This window comes from Nocardia iowensis (genome assembly GCF_019222765.1).
GTDB lineage: Bacteria > Actinomycetota > Actinomycetes > Mycobacteriales > Mycobacteriaceae > Nocardia > Nocardia iowensis.
This window is the reverse complement of sequence record NZ_CP078145.1, coordinates 5,542,076-5,558,760: the sequence shown is the minus strand read 5'-3', so window position 1 is coordinate 5,558,760 and position 16,685 is coordinate 5,542,076. Positions and strand designations below refer to the sequence as shown.

The window sequence follows — 16,685 nt, the reverse complement described above, 5'->3', positions numbered from 1 at the left end:
TACTGCGCGGTGTGTGGGACGGCCCCGGCGGAGGCTACGACGCTGCGGTCGGAGACGCAGCAGGCCGAGGCGACCCCGGCGGAGGCGCCGACAGTCGAGTCGGCGCCCCAGCAGTGCACCGAACCCGGTTGTGGCGGAACGGTTATCGATGGTTACTGCGAGGTGTGCGGCACGGCGCCCGCGCCTTCGGCAGCTGCCGCGTCCGCGTCCTCGACGGCCGCTGCGCCTTCGCCGGAGACTGCCGCGATGGCGTCCGGCAGCACGCGCGGCAGCCGGGGTAGCTCGCGCTCGGTGCGCACCGGCCGATCCTCGTCCAGGTCGAGTCGCCGCGGCCGACTTGGCGCGGGCATGGTCGAGGTGCCCCGCGTTCCGCGCATCGATCCGACGACCGCCGTGCTGACCGATCCGCAGGTGCCGGAAAACAAGCGGTTCTGCGGTAAATGCGAGAAGCCGGTGGGCCGGGGTCGCGACGGCAAGCCCGGCCGGGTCGAGGGATTCTGCGCCAACTGTGGCACCCGATTCTCCTTCGCTCCCAAGCTATCCAAGGGCGATCTGGTCGCGGGCCAGTACGAGGTGGCGGGTTGCCTGGCACACGGCGGGCTCGGCTGGATCTATCTGGCGGCCGATCGCAATGTCAGTGACCGCTGGGTGGTGCTGAAGGGGCTGCTGAACGCGGGCGACACCGACGCGATGCTGGCCGCGGTGGCGGAGAAGCGCTTCCTCGCCGAGGTCGAACATCCGAGCATCGTCAAGATCCACAATTTCGTCGAGCACGCGGGTGCGGACGGGGTCGCGGTCGGCTACATCGTGATGGAGTACGTCGGCGGCACCTCGCTCAAGCAGATCCTGCGCCGCCACCGCGACACCGTCGGCGGATTCCTGCCGCCCGCCCAGGCGATCGCCTACGTGCTGGAGATGCTGCCCGCGCTCGGCTACCTGCACTCCCTCGGCCTTGCCTACTGTGATTTCAAGCCGGACAACGTGATGCAGACCGACGAGCAGCTGAAGCTGATCGACCTGGGCGCCGTGATTGCCATGGACGATCAGGACAGCCCCATCTACGGCACCATCGGCTATCAGGCGCCGGAGATCGCCGAAACCGGCCCCACCATTGCCACCGAGGTCTATACGGTCGGGCGCACCCTGGCCGTGCTGCTGATGAATGTGCCGCAGCAGGGCGGGTATTTCGGCGAGTTGCCCGGTCCGGACACCGAACCGCTGCTGGCCACCTACGATTCGCTGCACCGTTTCCTAGTGCGCGCGACCGACGACGACCCCGACGCACGCTTTTTCTCGATGGAGGAGATGGCCGACCAGCTGACCGGTGTGCTGCGCGAAGTCCTGTCCATCGATGACGGCGTACCGCGCCCTGGTATGTCGACCTACTTCAGCCCGCCCCGTGGCGTCTTCGGTGTCGGCGCGCCGGTGGGCGCGGCGAATATCATTGCCGCCCTGCCGGTTCCGCTGGTGGATCCGACCGACAGCGCGGCCGCTCTGCTCGCCACGACCAGCGGAACCGACCCGGCGGAATTGGAACAGGCCTTCGAGGCGGGCCTGCGCTCGGTCGTGACCGGGCGCGGCGCGTCGACCGAGATTCCGTTGCGACTCATCCGCGCCGCGCTCGAGGTGGGTGACACCGCGGCAGCCGAACGGCGGTTGACCGAGGTCGCCGCGACGATGCAGGGGGATTGGCGGCTGGCGTGGTATCGCGGTGAAACCCGGCTGCTCGCCGGTGATTTCCCGGCAGCCGCCGCCGAATTCGACGCGGTATATGGCGCGCTGCCCGGGGAGGGAGCGCCCAAACTCGCACTGGCCGCCGTCGCGGAGCTGGCCGGTGCCGAGGCCCCCGATGCCGCAGGTTTCGATGCCGCGCAGGAAAAGCGCAGGGCGGCACGCTATTACGAGACGGTGTGGCGCACCGATCGCAGCTACCTCAGCGCGGTCTTCGGCCTGGCCAGGCTGCGCGCGGCGACCGGTGACCGGGACGGCGCGGTGCGCGTGCTCGATCAGGTCGACGCGGGTTCGTCCCTGTTCACCGAGGCCGCAATCGCCGCGGTGGAGACGATGCTGGACGGCCGGTCGCCCGCCGACCTGACCGAGCCGATCCTGCGCGACGCGGGCGAGCGGGTGGCGCGGCTGCGGCTGGATTCCAAACGCCGTGCCGCCCAGGTGCGTTTGCGGGTGCTGAGCGCCGCCCTGGACTGGCTGCGCGCTGGCCACGTTCCGGCAGCACCGGATCCGTTGCTCGGCGCGAACCTGGATCAGGACGGGGTTCGGACCGGATTGGAGCGTTGCTATCGAGACCTGGCCCGGGAGACCGACGACATGTGGGAGCGATTCGCATTGGTAGAGCAGGCGAACACCGTCCGGCCGAGGACCACCTTATGAGTGCGCCGGTCGGCCTGCACTGTCCGGGTTGCGCCGAGGAGGTGCACCGGCAGGATCGTTTCTGCGAGAACTGCGGTCATGAGTTGGGCGGCAGGCGAATCGCGTTGCCGAACCACGATCCCGGTCCGCCGGCCGCCTGCGAAGGATGCGGCGGCCTGCGCTACGACGCCGACGGCTACTGCGCGGACTGCGGGCAACTGCGCGGGGTGCCGGATCGGTTCGAGGCCGACCTCGGTGCCGTCGCGGTGGTCACCGATCGCGGAATCGCGCACGCGCGCAACGAGGATGCCGTCGCGGCGGCCGTGCTGGAGGGTACCGGCGGGCTGCCCGCGACCGCGGTGATCGCAGTCGCAGACGGGGTGTCGACCTCGGCGAATCCCCAGGCGGCCTCGGGTGCGGCGGCCAGGGCGGGCGTCGATGCCTGCCGCGCCGCACTGCTGGACGGACTGCCCGCGGCCGAGGCGGCCATGGCCGGACTCGCGGCGGCGGCCGAGGCGGTCCGCGACGTCGCGGTGACCGACGGCCACGCACCGTCGTGCACCTATGTGTCCGCCGTGGTGCAAGCGGGCCAGGAGAGCACCGAGATCACCGTCGTCAATGTCGGTGACAGCAGAGGCTATTGGTTGCACGCCGACGCACCCGACGACCCGCGCAATCCACCGTCGCAGCGGCTGACGGTGGACGACTCCTGGGCCCAGGCCTTGATCGACGCGGGCGCGATGGACGAGCAGGCCGCGATGAACGACCCACGGGCACACACGCTCATCCGCTGGCTCGGCGCGGACAGCCCGGCGAAACCGTGGTCCGACAACTGCCTTCGGACGCTGCGCACCACCGGGCCCGGTGTGCTGCTGCTGTGCAGTGACGGCCTCTGGAACTACCTGTCCGACGCGACCGCACTCGCCGAAGTCGCCACTTCGACCGCCGCCGCGGTCGCCGCCCGCGAACTCGTCGAGTTCGCCCTGCGCTGCGGCGGCAGCGACAACATCACCGTCGCGATCGTTCCCGTTCCATGGTCCGGAAAGCCAGGAGAAGTACAGTGAGTTCCGTTGCAAGCAATGGCATTTCGGTAGCTGTCGACCAAAACGAGTATCTGGCCGACGGTGTCGGCACGGTCGACGCCGTGCTGACCGTCGAGACCGCGGCCGACCTGGTGGTGGCCGCCGCGCCGCAGGAACGGCTGGAGATTCTCATCCTCGACTGCTCGGGCTCGATGGCGACCGGCCGCAAGTTCCCCGGCGCCCGCCAGGCCGCGCTCGCCGCGCTCGACGTGATGGCGGACGGCACCAAGTTCGCGATCATCGAGGGCACCTCGATGGCGAAGCTGGCCTTTCCCTCGGATGTGCCGTCCATGCCCGCGAATCAGGACTCCCGTGCGGCCGCGCGGCGCGCGCTCGACAAGCTGAAGCCAGGCGGCGGCACCGCGATGGGCACCTGGCTCGGCCTGACCAGGCAGCTGGCCAAGAAGCATCCCGGGGCGATGGTGCACGCCATTCTGCTCACCGACGGCAAGAACGAGCACGAGCAACCCGAGGCGCTGGCCGCGGAGATCACACAGTCCGAGGGCATGTTCACCTGCGACTGCCGTGGCGTCGGAACCGATTGGCGGGTCGATGAATTGCGCGCCATCGCCTCGGCCCTGCACGGCACCGTCGACATCGTCGCCGACCCGGCCCGGCTGGCCGAGGACTTCGCCGAGATGATGCAGGGCTCGATGGCGAAGGCGATTCCGGAACTGACGCTGCGGATATGGACCCCGGCGGGGGCCGAGGTCCGGTTCGTCAAACAGGTCGCACCGACCATCGAGGATCTCACCGCCCGGCGGGTGGACACCGCCGCGCAGGTGGGGGAGTACCCCCTCGGCGCGTGGGGTGCGGAGGACCGCGACTACCACGTGCAGGTCCGGGTGGAACCGGCCGCGCCCGGCCGGGAGAAGCTGGCCGCGCGGGTCAGCGTGGTCAGCGGCGACGAGGTGCTCGGGCAGGGTCTGGTGAAGGCGGTGTGGACCACCGACACCGAGCTGTCGGCCCGAATCAGCAGGCGGGTAGCGCATTACACCGGTCAGGCGGAATTGGCGCAGGCGGTGCAGGAGGGACTGGCAGCGCGCAAGAGTGGCGACACCGATACCGCGACGGCGAAACTGCGGCGCGCGGTCGAACTCGCGGCGGAGTCGGGCAACGAGAGCACGGCGAAACTGTTGCGCGGCGTCGTCGAGGTCGACGAGCGCCATGGGACGGTGCGCCTGCGCGCCAGTGTTGCGGCAGCCGATGAGATGGCCCTGGATGCTCGCTCTACCAAGACGGCCAGGGTGCGGAAGGAGGGATAGTGGGCGTCACCTGTCCCGAAGGGCATCAGTCGAACTCGACTGATTATTGCGATCTCTGCGGGGCGCCGATCGGGGAGGCCGCGGCGACCGTGGCCGGGCCGGTCGCGCTCTGCCCGTCGTGTGGTGCGCCCAGCACTGGGCGCTTTTGTGAAGTCTGCGGGCATGATTCGGCGCTGCCTGCCCCGGCTGCTCGGCCCAGTCCGGTGGCGGTAACCGCCCCGGTGTCGGGCGAGCCCGCGCCCGTACCGCCCGCCGTCACCTGGGTGGCCACTATTACCGCGGATCGCGAATTCTACGACCGGGTGATCGCCCGCAAGGGCCCCGACGCCGATCAGGTCGGGTTTCCCGCGTTCTATCCCGAGCGCCGAATCATCTTGCGCGGCAACGACATCTTGATCGGTAAGCGCAGCGTCTCGCAGGGCCTGACGCCCGATATCGATCTCGGCATCGCACCCGCCGATGTCGGTGTCTCCCGAGCGCACGCGATGATCCATATCGATGACAACGGGCTCACCGTCACCGATCTGGGCTCCACGAACGGCACCAGTATCAACGGCAGCGACGACCTCATACCCGCCAAGGTGTCGATCCCACTGCGCAGCGGCGACCGCATCCATCTCGGTGGCTGGACCACCATCGTGTTCGCGACCGAGCCGCCCGCGCCCGAACCGGCCTGAGCGCCAGCCGCTTTGCGTCTGGGACAGCCTTGCCAGTTCTATAGACACCGGTGTTCATTTGCGCCTATCGTCGTGAGTTATGACGAAGTTCGGCGGCAAGAGCTGCCTGATCACCGGGGCGGCCGGCGGTCTCGGCCGCAGCACCGCCCTCGCGGCCGCGGCCAACGGAGCCTCGCTGATCCTCACCGACATCGATGCGGAAGGACTGCAGCAGACCGCGACGCTGGCCCGCACGGCGGGCGCGACGGTGCATCTCGCGGCGACCGCGGACGTCAGCGACCACGAGCAGGTGGTTGCCCTGGCGGCCAGGGCGCACGACGAGGTGGAAAGCGTCGACATCGTCATGAACGTGGCCGGGATCGCGACCTGGGGCACCGTCGACCGACTGACCCACACGCAGTGGCGGCGCACCATCGACATCGACCTCATGGGCCCGATCCACGTCATCGAGGAATTCTTGCCGCCGATGATCGCGGCGGGCCGCGGCGGTCATCTGGTGAATGTGTCCTCAGCGGCCGGACTGTTCGGGCTGCCGTGGCATGCCCCGTACAGTGCGGGCAAATTCGGCCTGCGTGGCGTTTCCGAGGTGTTGCGGTTCGATCTGCGCCAGCACGGCATTCGGGTGAGTCTGGTCTGTCCCGGTGCGATGGCGACGCCGATGGTCGATCGCGTGGACATCGCGGGCGTCGACCGCACCGCCGAGGCGGTGCAGCGTGCGATGGCGTTGTTCATGCGGACCGCGGTGACGCCGGAGGCCGCGGCGCGCTCGATCGTGCGCGGGGTCGAGCGCAACACCTATCTGGTCTACACCTCGAACGACATCCGCATCGGGCACTGGGCGCAACGATATTTCCCGCCGTCGTACCACCTCGCCATGCGCGGTCTGAACTGGGCTATGAGCCGTTATATAGATCAACCGGCTACGAGAACGACCGTGCGCTGACGTCGAGAGGACCCGCCATGGCCCTGCCGCTGAGCTCCACCGCGGTGCCGGTGCCGCCCAACCATCGATTCGATATCGGGCCCGCCCGGTATCCGAAGTTGTTCGGCGCCAACACCGTTCCCATTCCGATGTCGGACGGCGCCGTCCTCACCGCCGATATTCTCCGGCCCGGCGACGGGGCCGGGCCCGCGCGCGAGCCGCTGCCCGCCATCATCAACTTCACCCCGTACAACAAGATGTTCAGCCGCCGCGGCATGCGCTGGAACAATCCGCTGCGCGCGCTGGGGGAGCGGGTGGGTTCCTCGGATCGGCAGCGGTTCACCGCGCGCGATGTGCTGCACACACCCGCGGGCGGGATCTTGGAACCGTTCGCGATCAACCGGACCGCGGTGCGCCGCGGCTACGTCGGGCTGATGATCGACGTGCGTGGCACCGGCAGCTCGACCGGTAGCTGGGACTTCTTCCAGCCGCGCGAGCAGCAGGACTATCTGGAGGCAATCGCGTGGGTGCGTGAACAGCCCTGGTGCAACGGTGAATTCGCGGTGACGGGGGTGTCCTACGGGGCGATCTCCGCGCTGATCACCGCAGGTTTGCGGCCGCAGGGGCTGCGCGCCGTCTTCGCCATCGAGGCGGGCGAGGACCCGATGCGCGAACTCGGCCTGACCGGCGGCGTGCCGACGCCGGGGATGCTGCTGTGGATCCTCGCCGTCAACGGTTTCAAATGGCTGCCGTCGTTGCCCGGCCTGCTGCGGGCCGGGATCACCGAGCAGTTTCTGCGCGACCGGATCGCCGACCCGGCCAGCTGGGTGCGGCACGCGATCGAGATCGGGCTCACCGAGCAGCATCCCGATGGCTTCCTCAACCCGATGTGGGCGGGCAAGCTGGCCCGTTTCGAGAACATCACGGCGCCGACCTGGATCCACGGTGGCTGGCACGACGTCTACAACCGGTCCAACTTTCGTATGTTCGACCGAATCCCGTTGTCGGGCGGGGCGAAACAGGTGCTGGTGGACGACTCCTATCACCTGACCATCGGTTCGGGTTTCGGGGCATCGGACAGTCCGCAGGCGATCGATGAACTGCAATGCGCCTGGTTCGACCGGTGGGTCAAGGACATCGACAACGGTATCGACGGCTACGGCCCGATCACTGTCCGTCGTCAGGGTGACGGCCGGTGGCTGCGGCATCCGGTGTTCCCGGACCCTGTCGCCACGCTGCAACGTTTCTATCTGAACGCCGAAACCTCCGGTGCGGCAGCGCATGCCGGTACCGACGCCGGACTGGCGCCCGAAGCCACCGAGGTCGCCTCTCGACTGCCGCTACCCCCGGGCCGAATCAGCATGGCGTCCAACAACACCGGCGTGCTCAGCATGGGCGTGGCCCTGCTGTTCGGGCGCCGCTTCGGCACCGATGACCGGCGCGCCGAGGCCGGGGCGATCACCTTCACCAGCGCGCCGTTCACCGAGGACACGGTCGTTTCCGGCCCGATGAACCTGCACCTGAATGTGGAAGTCGAAGGTACGGACGCGTTTTGGTCGGTCACTGTCTGTGATGTCGAGCCCGGCGGAGCGTCGGTACCGATCACCCGCGGCGCGCTACTTTCCAGCCTGCGCGCGATCGACACCGAGGGTAGCGAATACGTAGACGGTGAGCTGGTGTTCGCCTTGCATACGCTCACCGCCGAGTCCGTGCTGCCGGTGGTGCCCGGCGAGCCCTTCGTCATCGACATCGAGATCAACCCGACCGAAGCGCTGCTGCGGACCGGCCACCGATTGCGGGTCGCGGTGAGCCGCAATAGTTTTCCGCGTCATTTCATCGCGCCATGGCGGCAACGGATGATCGGCGGGCAGGCGATCGCGCTGGACCCGGAGCGGCCGAGCTATCTGACCCTGCGGGCGCGTCGCGCCGTCCTAAGCAGATGATCTGCTTTCCCGCAACACCTTCGGGCTGTGGCATTTGGCACCAATTGTCGGGATTGTCCCCCGAGCGTAACTCGCTACTGTTTACTACAGGACGTAGTAGCTGTTGAGGGGAAGCAATGGACAAGCTGCAGAGCAAAGTAGCTCTGGTTACCGGATCCAGTCGTGGCATCGGCCGTGGCATCGCCTGTCGCCTGGCACAGGACGGTGCACTGGTCGCGGTGCACTATTCGAGCAATGAGCAGGCGGGTAAGCAGACCGTGCGCCAGATCGAGGAGGCGGGCGGCCAAGCCTTCCTGTTGCACGCCGAACTCGGTGCGCCAGAAGCGGTCTCGGAACTCTTCGGAGCGTTGGAGACGGAACTGCGCGCCCGCATCGGCACCCCGAGACTGGACATTCTGGTCAACAACGCGGCCTACGCGGGGTTCACCGGCGCGATGCCAGAGGACGTCACACCGGAAATGTTCGATCGACACATCGCGGTGAACGCGAAGGCGCCCTTCTACCTCACCCTGCGCGCACTGGACCTGATGCCGTCCGGTGGACGCATAATCAATATCTCCTCCGGCATGACACGAACCTCTCTGCCCTCGCAGATCTGCTACGCGATGAGTAAAGGCGCGCTGGAACAGATCACCTTGCAACTGGCGCTGCACATCGCTCCCCGTGGCATCACCATCAACACCGTCGCCCCAGGTGTCACCAACAATGGCGACCCCGTCTTCGACGACCCCGCTACCGTCGCGGAGATGTCCGCCTGGTCGGCGTTCAACCGCGTAGGTGAGGTCTCCGACATAGCCGACGTCGTAGCCTTCATCGCCTCCGCCGACTCCCGCTGGATCACCGGCTCCTACATCGACGCCTCCGGCGGCACCCTGCTCTGACCAGCCGAGCTACCGAGCGCCGAAACTCGCTTGCGTCGGGTGGGATCATGATCAGCATGGCTTCTTCGGTCTACCTCATCACCGGCATTCAGGCCGCAGGGAAATCGACTGTGGCGCAAGCGCTGGCGGAGCGATTACCGCGGTCGGCGCACGTGCGTGGGGATACCTTTCGCCGGTTCGTCGTCGGTGGGCGTGAGGAGATGAGTCGGGAACCGTCGCAGGAGGCGCTGGAGCAGCTGTGCCTGCGGCACCGGCTCGCCGCCAACACCGCGGACGCCTACGCGGCGGCCGGGTTTACGGCGATCCTGCAAGACACCGTGCTCGGCGAACTGCTGCAGTACACCGTCGATCAGATCGAAACGGAGCCGCTGTATGTGGTCGTGCTCGCACCACGACCGCAAGCCGTCGCCGCACGCGAGGCGGGCCGGGGCAAGGTGGCCTATGGTTCATTCACGGTGGAAGACCTGGATACGGCCTTGCGGGAAAGCACGCCACGCCTCGGATTGTGGCTCGACACTTCCGATCTCACCGTCGAGCAAACCGTCGACCAGATACTGAGCCGCGCGGAGCCACTGTCCCGCTGACTGCACGCGGTGCTACGGCGTCCGTGGCATGTTGAGCGGGGTCAGCGACTTGGTGGCAGGCCCTTCCAGGAGGGTGCCGTCGGGGGCGAAACGGGAACCGTGCAGCGGGCAGTCCCAGGAGCGTTCGGCGTCGTTCCAGCGGACGATGCCGTAGAGGTGCGGGCAGACGGCGGACAGTTCGGTGGTGGTGCCGTCGACCGTGCAGGTGGCGGTGGGGCGCAAGCCGTGCCGTTGCACGGTGCCGCAGCCCTCCGCCGGAACCTCGTCGGAACTGTGCGCGGCCACGCGCAGCCACCCGGCCGTAAGTTGTTGGGCGACTTCGGCATTCGCGATGGTGGCGGACGGCAGCGCCTTGAGCTCGCCCGGGCGCCAGCTGGCCAGCGCGCCCGCCCACTGCGGCAACTTGCCGGTGATCCGACCGGCCAGCGCCAACGCGGCGGCGACCCCGTTGGTCATGCCCCACTTCGCGTACCCGGTGCCGAGCAGGATGTTGTCCTGCCCTGGCAAGAGAGGGCCGACGTACGGGAGTTGTCCGACCGGCTGGTAGTCCTGCGCCGACCAGTCCTGCAAAGGCTCTGCGGTCGGGAACCAGGTGCGGGTCCAACTGATCAAGTCGTCGACCTTCTTGCGCGCTTCGCTGGTCCGCCCGACCGCGTGGCCGTTGCCGCCGACGAGTAGCAGATCGCCATCCTGGCTCGGTGCGTAGCGCAGCGACCGGGTCGGTTGACCGGCACTGATGTACATGTCGTGCGGAAACGCCTCGTTCATCCGGAAGGCGGCCAGGTACGAGCGCTGGGCGGTGAGCCGGGCGAAGAAGCCGCCGCGATCGAGAATCGGTGTGCCGGTGGCCAACACGACGGTGCCAGCGCCGAGATCACCGTGCTCGGTCTCGACGGTGAGGTCACCGTCGGAGCCGTGGTGCACACCGCGCACCCGGGTGGATTCATAGATCGGCGCGGCGTGCGATTCCACCTCGGCGGCCAGCGCGGCGAGCACGGCCATGGGATCGACCTGTGCTTGATCGGCCAGCCGCACCGCGCCGTACGCCGGGAACGGCACGTCGAGCTCGGTCACGAATTCGGTGGGCAACCCCGCCTCCTGGGTCGCCTTCTGTTCGGCGCGAACCTGACCGAGGTCGGCTTCGGACTGCGCGTAGGTGACGGCGGCGACGCGCTGCACCGGCACGCCGCGCTCCGCGCAGAAGCGCAACAACCACTCCTGCCCGTCCCGATTCGCCGCGACGTAGTCGCGCAGTGTCGCGACGCTGTGGCGTCGCCGGATCTGCTGCGCGCGGGTCCCTTGGAGCAGACTGATCTTCGCGGTGCTCGCCCCGGTCGTGCCCGCGCCGACCCGCCTGGCCTCGACCACCGCCACCTGGACGCCGCTCTCGGCGAGCAGCAGCGCGGTCACCAGGCCGGTGAGCCCACCGCCGACCACCACGGTGTCGAAGCGTGAGCCGGGGGTGAGTCGCAGCCGCGCCGGGACCTCGGCGTCGGTCGTCCATAGTGACGTCATAACTGGGACATAACCGATGCGCCGGTGCGCAAACGCACCGGTTGTCGGGCGGAAAACAGGTATATACGCGGTGCGGCTACCTTCCCTAGGCTCGACACATGAGTCTTCGCGCGAGGGAGCACGGCGTCGAGTTCCCCGGAGCCACCGGGGAGTTGAACGCGATCACCGACGTACCGGGGGTCGAGGTCGGATACACCACGCTGATCCGCGGCGAGGACGTGCGCACCGGCGTGACGGCGATCCTGCCGCGCGGCCGCGAACGCGTGTTCACGCCGTGCGCGGCGGGCTGGTATTCGCTCAACGGCAATGGCGAGATGACCGGAACCACCTGGCTCAGCGAGACCGGCTCGTTGTCGCTGCCCGTGCTCATCACCAACACGCACGCGGTCGGCACCTGTCACCGGGGGATCATCGATTGGCTGGTCGGCGCGTTTCCCGAACTGCCGGACGACTGGTCGCTGCCGGTTGTCGCCGAGACCTGGGACGGCTACCTCAACGACATCAACGGCACGCACGTCACCGCCGCCGACGCGGTGGCCGCGATCGACGCCGCGGCGGGTGGGCCGGTTGCCGAGGGCAGTGTCGGCGGCGGCACCGGGATGAACTGCTACGGCTTCAAGGGCGGCAGCGGCACCGCATCCCGGGTGGTCGGTTACGGCAAGGACCGGTACGCGGTAGGCGCTTTCGTACAGGCGAATTTCGGCTCGCGCAGGGAGCTGACGATCCGCGGTGTCCCGCTGGGCGCCCGGCTGAGCGAGGACGACCCGTTGGGCGAGTGGTCCGCGCCGTCGGGTTCGGGCTCGGTCATCGTCGTCATCGCGACCGACGCGCCACTGCTGCCGGGGCAGCTGACCGCGCTGGCCAGGCGGGTGCCACTCGGCCTTGCCCGCACCGGCACCACCGGCTCGCACTTCTCCGGTGACATCTTCCTCGCCTTCTCCACCGCCAACGAAGGGGCGCTCACCAGCACCTACCCCGCCGGTGAAACTCCTTATGAGCAGCTGAGATTCATTCCGTGGGGTCAGCTAAACCCGTTCTACGACGCGGTCGTCCAAGTGGTGGAGGAGGCCGTGGTCAATGTGCTCTTCGCCGGCGAGACGATGGTCGGACGTAGCGGCCACCGCTCGCCGGCGATGCCGGTGCAGGAGGTGCTGAAGTTGCTCACCGCGAACTGACGGTGTCCTGCATCAACTCCGCTTCGGTGGCCTCGTGGACCGCGAGCCAGCGCGCGAACTCCTCGAACGACTCCCTGCGGTCGGCGCCCGCCGTCGAAAGCATGTCGTCGAGTAGTTCGCGCATCCGATTGTGTTGCAGAACAAGGAGTTCCACGACGTTTCTGTGGTGACTCGATGTCATGTGCTACCTCGTTCGTGCCGCAAGGGTGGATCGGTTATTTCGGGACCAGGATGCCGGTCAGATCGGCCTTCTTGATCGGGGTGTCCGGGTTCGCCTGTGCCGCGCACATCAGCTTGATCGAGGCGATGGCCGCGTCGACCGTCCGGTCTTGGGTGGGCGGGGCATCGCCGCCGCGTTCCTGCTCCAGGAACTTGGTGACGGTGATCCGCTGCTTGTCGGGATCCTGCGCGCTGAATTCGCTGCAGGGCGTGTCACCGCCCTTGTTGACGAGCTTTTCCGGCTCGTCACCGCAGCCGCCGACGAGCAGTAACGCGGCGGCCGACGCGAACACCAGTAGTTTGCTTGTCTTTGTCATGATCAACCACCGAATCCGGCGAGGGCGGAGGCGAGATCGGATGAGTCGAGCACGTCGATCGCCTGCTGGCGCACGTCAGGGCAGGCCTGCGTGGTGATCTTGTCGATGACGCTGCGGTCCTTGAGCACGGTGTCGTTGAGGCCACCGTTGCGGGCCGCCCAGTTGTGCACGGTGCCGTTGAAGGCCACGCGGCCGAGCGCCGCGCCCTCGGTGCGCCACTTGTCGATTTCCGGACTCATCATGTCGCACAACTGTTTTGCCGCTGCGGGCGAGACGTCGTCGTCGGGGTCCGGCACTTGAGCGGTAGTGGACGGCATCGACAGCGAGATCGTGCTGTCGCCTGGCGTTGCCGGGGTCGCCGGGTCTGGGTCGTCGGTGTCCGAACACGCGGCGAGCAGCGGAGCAGCAGCTAGCGCACCGGCGATCAGCAGGGTGCGCAGCACGGGCCGATGGCGATGATCTGTCATGTCTTCTCCTCCGGAGGGGGACCGCCGGACACGGCGGCATCACGATCCGCATACCCGGGTCCCCGATGCCCAATCAGTGACCAGCGGGATCGCTGAGGCCTCGGCCTTCCTTATTCTTGACTCGGCGATGTTCCAGAATCACCCAGGCAAAGCCGACCACCAGGCACACCACGGTCGTGATCCCGCCGATCAGGGCCCAGCCTTCGAAGCCGTAGCCGGCCGCGGTCAGGGTCAGGCCGAGACCGACCAGGCCAAGGCCCACCAGAATGATGCCCGGCCAATTGCGGGTGTCCTCGATGGATTCCCCGACGTGGCTGCGGGAGGTGCGGGTGTAATCCGGGAAGTTGTCTTCGTCGGGACGTCCGTGGTGCTCGGCGCCGCCGTGTCCCGAGGTCGTTTCGTTCGGTCCGGGAAGCATAGGGATCCTTTCTGGTCCAACCACCGGAAAAGGGGTCTCTCATTCGAATACCCGGTCGAACAGGGATCAATCGGCAGCCCGAAGCAGGTGTTCGGTGGCCGAGACGATCGCGGTATCCGGGATGGCGTCGAGGCCGTGCCTGCCGCAGGGCGTGGTCGGATCGCCGAGCACCACGGTCGGCACCCCGTAGGGCGCCCAGCGCCGGGCCGGGACGACCGGTGCGAACAGCGAAACGACCGGCGTCGCCACCGCCGCGGCCAGCGGTGCGGTGCCGGTGTTCGGGGCGACCACGGCGTCGGCGTCGCGCAGCACGGCGGCGAAGCAGGCCAGATCGGTGGCACCGCCGAGATCACGGGCGTGACCGTCGGCGACGGCGCCGGTGAGCTCGCGTTCGGCCGCGCTGCCGGTCACCACGACGCGATGGCCCGCGTCGACCAACGCCGCCGCGACCTGCCTGCTGCGCCGCGCCGACATCCGGCGCGCGGGTTCCGCGGCACCGGGGTGCAGCACCACATAGCCTGGGCCGCCGGTCAATTCGGTGACCTCGGGCAGATCTTCCCGCACACGCAGCTGATGCCCGGCAGGCGGGTAACCGGCCGCGACGGCCAACGACAGTGCCCGGATCTGCTCCGGCATGGCGTCGGGTACGCGATGGCGGACATCGAGTAGCGTGCCCGCCTCGTCGGTGCTGATCGCACTGATCCGCGGCACGCCCGCCATCCGCAGGATCAGGGCGAGCGGCAATGGGGACTGATGCAGCGAGGTGCTGATGATCGCCTCGTCCGGTGCCAGCATGCGCAGGCATTCGATCAAGGCGCGCACGGCGGCATGGGTCAGCGGCGGCGGATCGGTGTCGACCCAGGGTGCTCGGAATTGCAGCACCCGGTCGACGCCGGGCAGCAGCGCGGCAGCCGAACTGCCGCGCGGCCCCGCGAGGTAGCTGACCGTCCCGGCTACCCGCGCGACGGCGCGCACCATGGGTCCGGTGAGCAGGACGTCACCCGCGCTGTCCAGCCGCGCCACCAGTACGTGGCCGGTCATCGGGTGGGCAACGCTCGGTGCGTTTCGACGCTGTCGGCGAGTATCCGGTCCCAGCGGCTCAGGAATTCGTCGATGCCGAAATTCGCCTGCGCCCAGTGCCGCGCGGCCTTGCCGGTGAGCTCGGCGAAGCCCGGTTCATGGATGAACTGCCGGATCGCCTCGGCGAGGATGTCGGGCTCGGTCGAGACGATGCCAGCGTCCGCGGGAATCGATGCGGAGGCCTCGGTGGTGCCGAGCGCGACGATCGGCATGCCGAGATACATCGCCTCGATCACCGACAAGCCGAGCGACGTCCAGCGCGGCGTGTGCACGAACACGCGGTGTCGCGCCAGTTCGCCGTGTAACCGGCCCTGCACGAAATCGCCCGCGCCGCAGACTCGTTCGGGCGGAACCTGGAGCGCGGTGTGCACGCCTTCGGTCCCGGTGCCGTACACGTCGATCGGGGCGGCCTCGGACAACGGCGCGAGCAGATCGGTGCCGGTGATCCGCCAGCGCGGCACCGGCTCGTTGATGATCGTTGCGGCCCTGGGGAGTTCGCCCGTGTACAGGTAGCCGGGGTCGAGCACGCCGTGCGGGATCACCGTGTTCGGGCAACGACCGTTGTCCCACATCAGCCGGTTGAAGGAGGTGACGTGGACCAGCGGGATGTCGGTGCGCTCGGCCAGCGGGTGCTTGGTGAGTGCCGCGTGCTCGCGCGGAGTTTCGTGCTCGACGTACACCGCGGGCAGGTCGGCGCCGGGTGATCTGCCCAGCCAGTGCGACACCAGGTCGAGTTCCTTGGGGCGTTGCAGAACTACGACATCGATATTCGCGTCGGCGAGATCGGCTGGTGCGATGTCGATCGCGTTGGGCCAGGGTCGGTCGCATCGGCCCCGCGCCCATTCGCTGCCCGGTGCACCGTCGTGGCCGTCATAAGGCACCAGGTACCGATGCTTGCCCTGGACGAACGAGGTCATCCAGGGGCCGTGCACATGCCAGACGAGAACGTTCAGCGGTCCGGCCGCCCCGTTCGGATCAGTCGTCGGAGCTTCCATACGGACCGGGTGCCCGCATGGTCGAATCCGAAACGCCCGGTCTGGACCGACGTCCGATTACAGTGTCGCGGGCTGCAATTCGTAGACCGCGTAGGCCGCGCGGATGACCGGCTGGGCGACATTGCGGACGCGGGTGCCGCCCGGTGTCGTTCCGCGTTCGGCGCCCGCGTGGGCGTGGCCGTGCAAGGCCAGTTCGGCGCCGTGTTCGTCGATCACCTCGCCGAGCAGGTATGAGCCGAGGAACGGGTAGATCTCGCGCGGCTCGCCGTGCAGCGTGTCACTGACGGGGGAGTAGTGGGTGAGCACGACCGTCATGTCGGTGGACAATTCGGCCAGCGCCGAGCCGAGCGAATCCGCCAGATCCACCGTGTGCCCGGCGAATTCGCGCATCAACCGCTCGCCGAAGATGCTGGCGCACTTGCCCGCGAACCCACCGCCGAAGCCTTTCGTCCCGGCGACCCCGAGCGTCTGCCCATCGATGTCGAACGTGACAGCCGTGCCCTCGAGCACCGTGATGCCATGATCGGTGAGCAGTTTGGCGATATCGTCTTCGAGGTCACTGTGGTGATCGTGGTTGCCGAGCACGGCGACGACGGGCACGCCGAGATCGGCGAACTCCGTTGCCACCACTTGCGCTTCGTCCAGGGTGCCGTGCCTGGTCAGGTCGCCCGCCAGCAACAGGACATCGGCCCGCTCGGGCAGGTCGCGCAGCGCGGGCCGCAGCTGACCGCCCGACTCGGCGCCGAGATGCACATCCCCTACCGCCGCGATCCGCATG

At 68.2% G+C, this 16,685-nt stretch carries 18 protein-coding genes; 9 read left to right on the top strand and 9 right to left on the bottom strand.

The window, feature by feature from the left end:
• Positions 1–152: 152 nt before the first annotated feature.
• Positions 153–350, bottom strand: coding sequence for a hypothetical protein (locus KV110_RS42110; protein ID WP_423710090.1), 198 nt, complete (start codon positions 348–350; stop codon positions 153–155).
• Here KV110_RS42110 and KV110_RS25595 point away from each other — a divergent pair.
• The 8 genes from KV110_RS25595 to KV110_RS25560 all read left to right on the top strand — a co-directional run bounded on the left by KV110_RS25595 (position 349) and on the right by KV110_RS25560 (position 9,721).
• Positions 349–2,388, top strand: coding sequence for a serine/threonine-protein kinase (locus KV110_RS25595; protein ID WP_423710091.1), 2,040 nt, complete (start codon positions 349–351; stop codon positions 2,386–2,388). The genes KV110_RS42110 and KV110_RS25595 overlap by 2 nt on opposite strands.
• Positions 2,385–3,431 (top strand): PP2C family protein-serine/threonine phosphatase, encoded by a 1,047-nt coding sequence (locus KV110_RS25590; protein ID WP_246633969.1) that lies wholly within the window; start codon positions 2,385–2,387, stop codon positions 3,429–3,431. Before KV110_RS25595 ends, KV110_RS25590 begins: the two co-directional genes overlap by 4 nt.
• Positions 3,428–4,714, top strand: a complete 1,287-nt coding sequence (locus KV110_RS25585) for a vWA domain-containing protein (protein WP_246633968.1) — start codon at positions 3,428–3,430, stop codon at positions 4,712–4,714. The genes KV110_RS25590 and KV110_RS25585 overlap by 4 nt, the downstream gene beginning before the upstream one ends.
• A 203-nt stretch (positions 4,715–4,917) precedes the next feature.
• Complete coding sequence (locus KV110_RS25580) at positions 4,918–5,391, top strand: FHA domain-containing protein (RefSeq protein WP_246633967.1); 474 nt, start codon at positions 4,918–4,920, stop codon at positions 5,389–5,391.
• A 79-nt stretch (positions 5,392–5,470) separates the two neighbouring features.
• Entirely contained in the window at positions 5,471–6,334 is an 864-nt protein-coding gene (locus KV110_RS25575) for an SDR family oxidoreductase (RefSeq protein ID WP_218469821.1), read from the top strand.
• 17 nt (positions 6,335–6,351) lie between these two features.
• On the top strand, positions 6,352–8,256 hold the full coding sequence (locus KV110_RS25570) for a CocE/NonD family hydrolase (RefSeq protein WP_218469820.1): 1,905 nt from the start codon (positions 6,352–6,354) through the stop codon (positions 8,254–8,256).
• A gap of 116 nt (positions 8,257–8,372) precedes the next feature.
• On the top strand, positions 8,373–9,137 hold the full coding sequence (locus KV110_RS25565) for an SDR family NAD(P)-dependent oxidoreductase (protein WP_218469819.1): 765 nt from the start codon (positions 8,373–8,375) through the stop codon (positions 9,135–9,137).
• 56 nt (positions 9,138–9,193) lie between these two features.
• Positions 9,194–9,721 carry an AAA family ATPase gene (locus tag KV110_RS25560; protein WP_246633966.1) on the top strand — a complete coding sequence of 176 codons (528 nt, stop codon included), beginning with the start codon at positions 9,194–9,196 and terminating at the stop codon, positions 9,719–9,721.
• A gap of 12 nt (positions 9,722–9,733) precedes the next feature.
• On the opposite strand, the gene KV110_RS25555 is transcribed toward KV110_RS25560, so the two are convergent.
• A complete protein-coding gene (locus KV110_RS25555) occupies positions 9,734–11,236 on the bottom strand; it encodes an FAD-dependent oxidoreductase (protein WP_218469817.1) in 1,503 nt (500 codons plus the stop codon).
• A gap of 98 nt (positions 11,237–11,334) precedes the next feature.
• Here KV110_RS25555 and KV110_RS25550 point away from each other — a divergent pair, with 98 nt between their 5' ends.
• Positions 11,335–12,411 carry a DmpA family aminopeptidase gene (locus KV110_RS25550; RefSeq protein ID WP_218469816.1) on the top strand — a complete coding sequence of 359 codons (1,077 nt, stop codon included), beginning with the start codon at positions 11,335–11,337 and terminating at the stop codon, positions 12,409–12,411.
• Here the strand turns inward: KV110_RS25550 and KV110_RS25545 are convergent.
• From KV110_RS25545 to KV110_RS25515, 7 genes are all read right to left on the bottom strand, one after another.
• Positions 12,398–12,565 (bottom strand): hypothetical protein, encoded by a 168-nt coding sequence (locus KV110_RS25545; protein WP_218469815.1) that lies wholly within the window; start codon positions 12,563–12,565, stop codon positions 12,398–12,400. The genes KV110_RS25550 and KV110_RS25545 overlap by 14 nt on opposite strands.
• A 61-nt stretch (positions 12,566–12,626) precedes the next feature.
• On the bottom strand, positions 12,627–12,947 hold the full coding sequence (locus KV110_RS25540) for a hypothetical protein (RefSeq protein WP_218469814.1): 321 nt from the start codon (positions 12,945–12,947) through the stop codon (positions 12,627–12,629).
• A gap of 2 nt (positions 12,948–12,949) precedes the next feature.
• Complete coding sequence (locus KV110_RS25535; RefSeq protein ID WP_218469813.1) at positions 12,950–13,414, bottom strand: hypothetical protein; 465 nt, start codon at positions 13,412–13,414, stop codon at positions 12,950–12,952.
• 73 nt (positions 13,415–13,487) lie between these two features.
• Positions 13,488–13,832: a hypothetical protein gene (locus KV110_RS25530; RefSeq protein WP_218469812.1), complete on the bottom strand. Its 345-nt coding sequence runs from the start codon at positions 13,830–13,832 to the stop codon at positions 13,488–13,490.
• Positions 13,833–13,898: 66 nt separating this feature from the next.
• Positions 13,899–14,873, bottom strand: a complete 975-nt coding sequence (locus KV110_RS25525) for a glycosyltransferase family 9 protein (protein ID WP_218469811.1) — start codon at positions 14,871–14,873, stop codon at positions 13,899–13,901.
• The gene (locus KV110_RS25520) at positions 14,870–15,907 is read right to left on the bottom strand and encodes a glycosyltransferase (RefSeq protein WP_218469810.1); all 1,038 of its coding nucleotides are present in this window, start codon (positions 15,905–15,907) and stop codon (positions 14,870–14,872) included. The genes KV110_RS25525 and KV110_RS25520 overlap by 4 nt, the downstream gene beginning before the upstream one ends.
• A gap of 57 nt (positions 15,908–15,964) precedes the next feature.
• Positions 15,965–16,684, bottom strand: a complete 720-nt coding sequence (locus KV110_RS25515) for a metallophosphoesterase family protein (RefSeq protein ID WP_218469809.1) — start codon at positions 16,682–16,684, stop codon at positions 15,965–15,967.
• Position 16,685 lies beyond the last annotated feature (1 nt).

Excerpts from the sequence above, each read along its gene's own strand:
- KV110_RS25555 (WP_218469817.1), bottom strand. The coding sequence starts at position 11,236 with ATGACGTCACTATGGACGACCGACGCCGAGGTCCCGGCGCGGCTGCGA.
- KV110_RS42110 (WP_423710090.1), bottom strand. The coding sequence starts at position 350 with ATGCCCGCGCCAAGTCGGCCGCGGCGACTCGACCTGGACGAGGATCGG.
- KV110_RS25550 (WP_218469816.1), top strand. The coding sequence starts at position 11,335 with ATGAGTCTTCGCGCGAGGGAGCACGGCGTCGAGTTCCCCGGAGCCACC.
- KV110_RS25520 (WP_218469810.1), bottom strand. The coding sequence starts at position 15,907 with ATGGAAGCTCCGACGACTGATCCGAACGGGGCGGCCGGACCGCTGAAC.
- KV110_RS25540 (WP_218469814.1), bottom strand. The coding sequence starts at position 12,947 with ATGACAAAGACAAGCAAACTACTGGTGTTCGCGTCGGCCGCCGCGTTA.
- KV110_RS25570 (WP_218469820.1), top strand. The coding sequence starts at position 6,352 with ATGGCCCTGCCGCTGAGCTCCACCGCGGTGCCGGTGCCGCCCAACCAT.
- KV110_RS25590 (WP_246633969.1), top strand. The coding sequence starts at position 2,385 with ATGAGTGCGCCGGTCGGCCTGCACTGTCCGGGTTGCGCCGAGGAGGTG.
- KV110_RS25530 (WP_218469812.1), bottom strand. The coding sequence starts at position 13,832 with ATGCTTCCCGGACCGAACGAAACGACCTCGGGACACGGCGGCGCCGAG.
- KV110_RS25525 (WP_218469811.1), bottom strand. The coding sequence starts at position 14,873 with ATGACCGGCCACGTACTGGTGGCGCGGCTGGACAGCGCGGGTGACGTC.
- KV110_RS25535 (WP_218469813.1), bottom strand. The coding sequence starts at position 13,414 with ATGACAGATCATCGCCATCGGCCCGTGCTGCGCACCCTGCTGATCGCC.
- KV110_RS25515 (WP_218469809.1), bottom strand. The coding sequence starts at position 16,684 with ATGCGGATCGCGGCGGTAGGGGATGTGCATCTCGGCGCCGAGTCGGGC.
- KV110_RS25595 (WP_423710091.1), top strand. The coding sequence starts at position 349 with ATGGTCGAGGTGCCCCGCGTTCCGCGCATCGATCCGACGACCGCCGTG.
- KV110_RS25560 (WP_246633966.1), top strand. The coding sequence starts at position 9,194 with ATGGCTTCTTCGGTCTACCTCATCACCGGCATTCAGGCCGCAGGGAAA.
- KV110_RS25575 (WP_218469821.1), top strand. The coding sequence starts at position 5,471 with ATGACGAAGTTCGGCGGCAAGAGCTGCCTGATCACCGGGGCGGCCGGC.
- KV110_RS25565 (WP_218469819.1), top strand. The coding sequence starts at position 8,373 with ATGGACAAGCTGCAGAGCAAAGTAGCTCTGGTTACCGGATCCAGTCGT.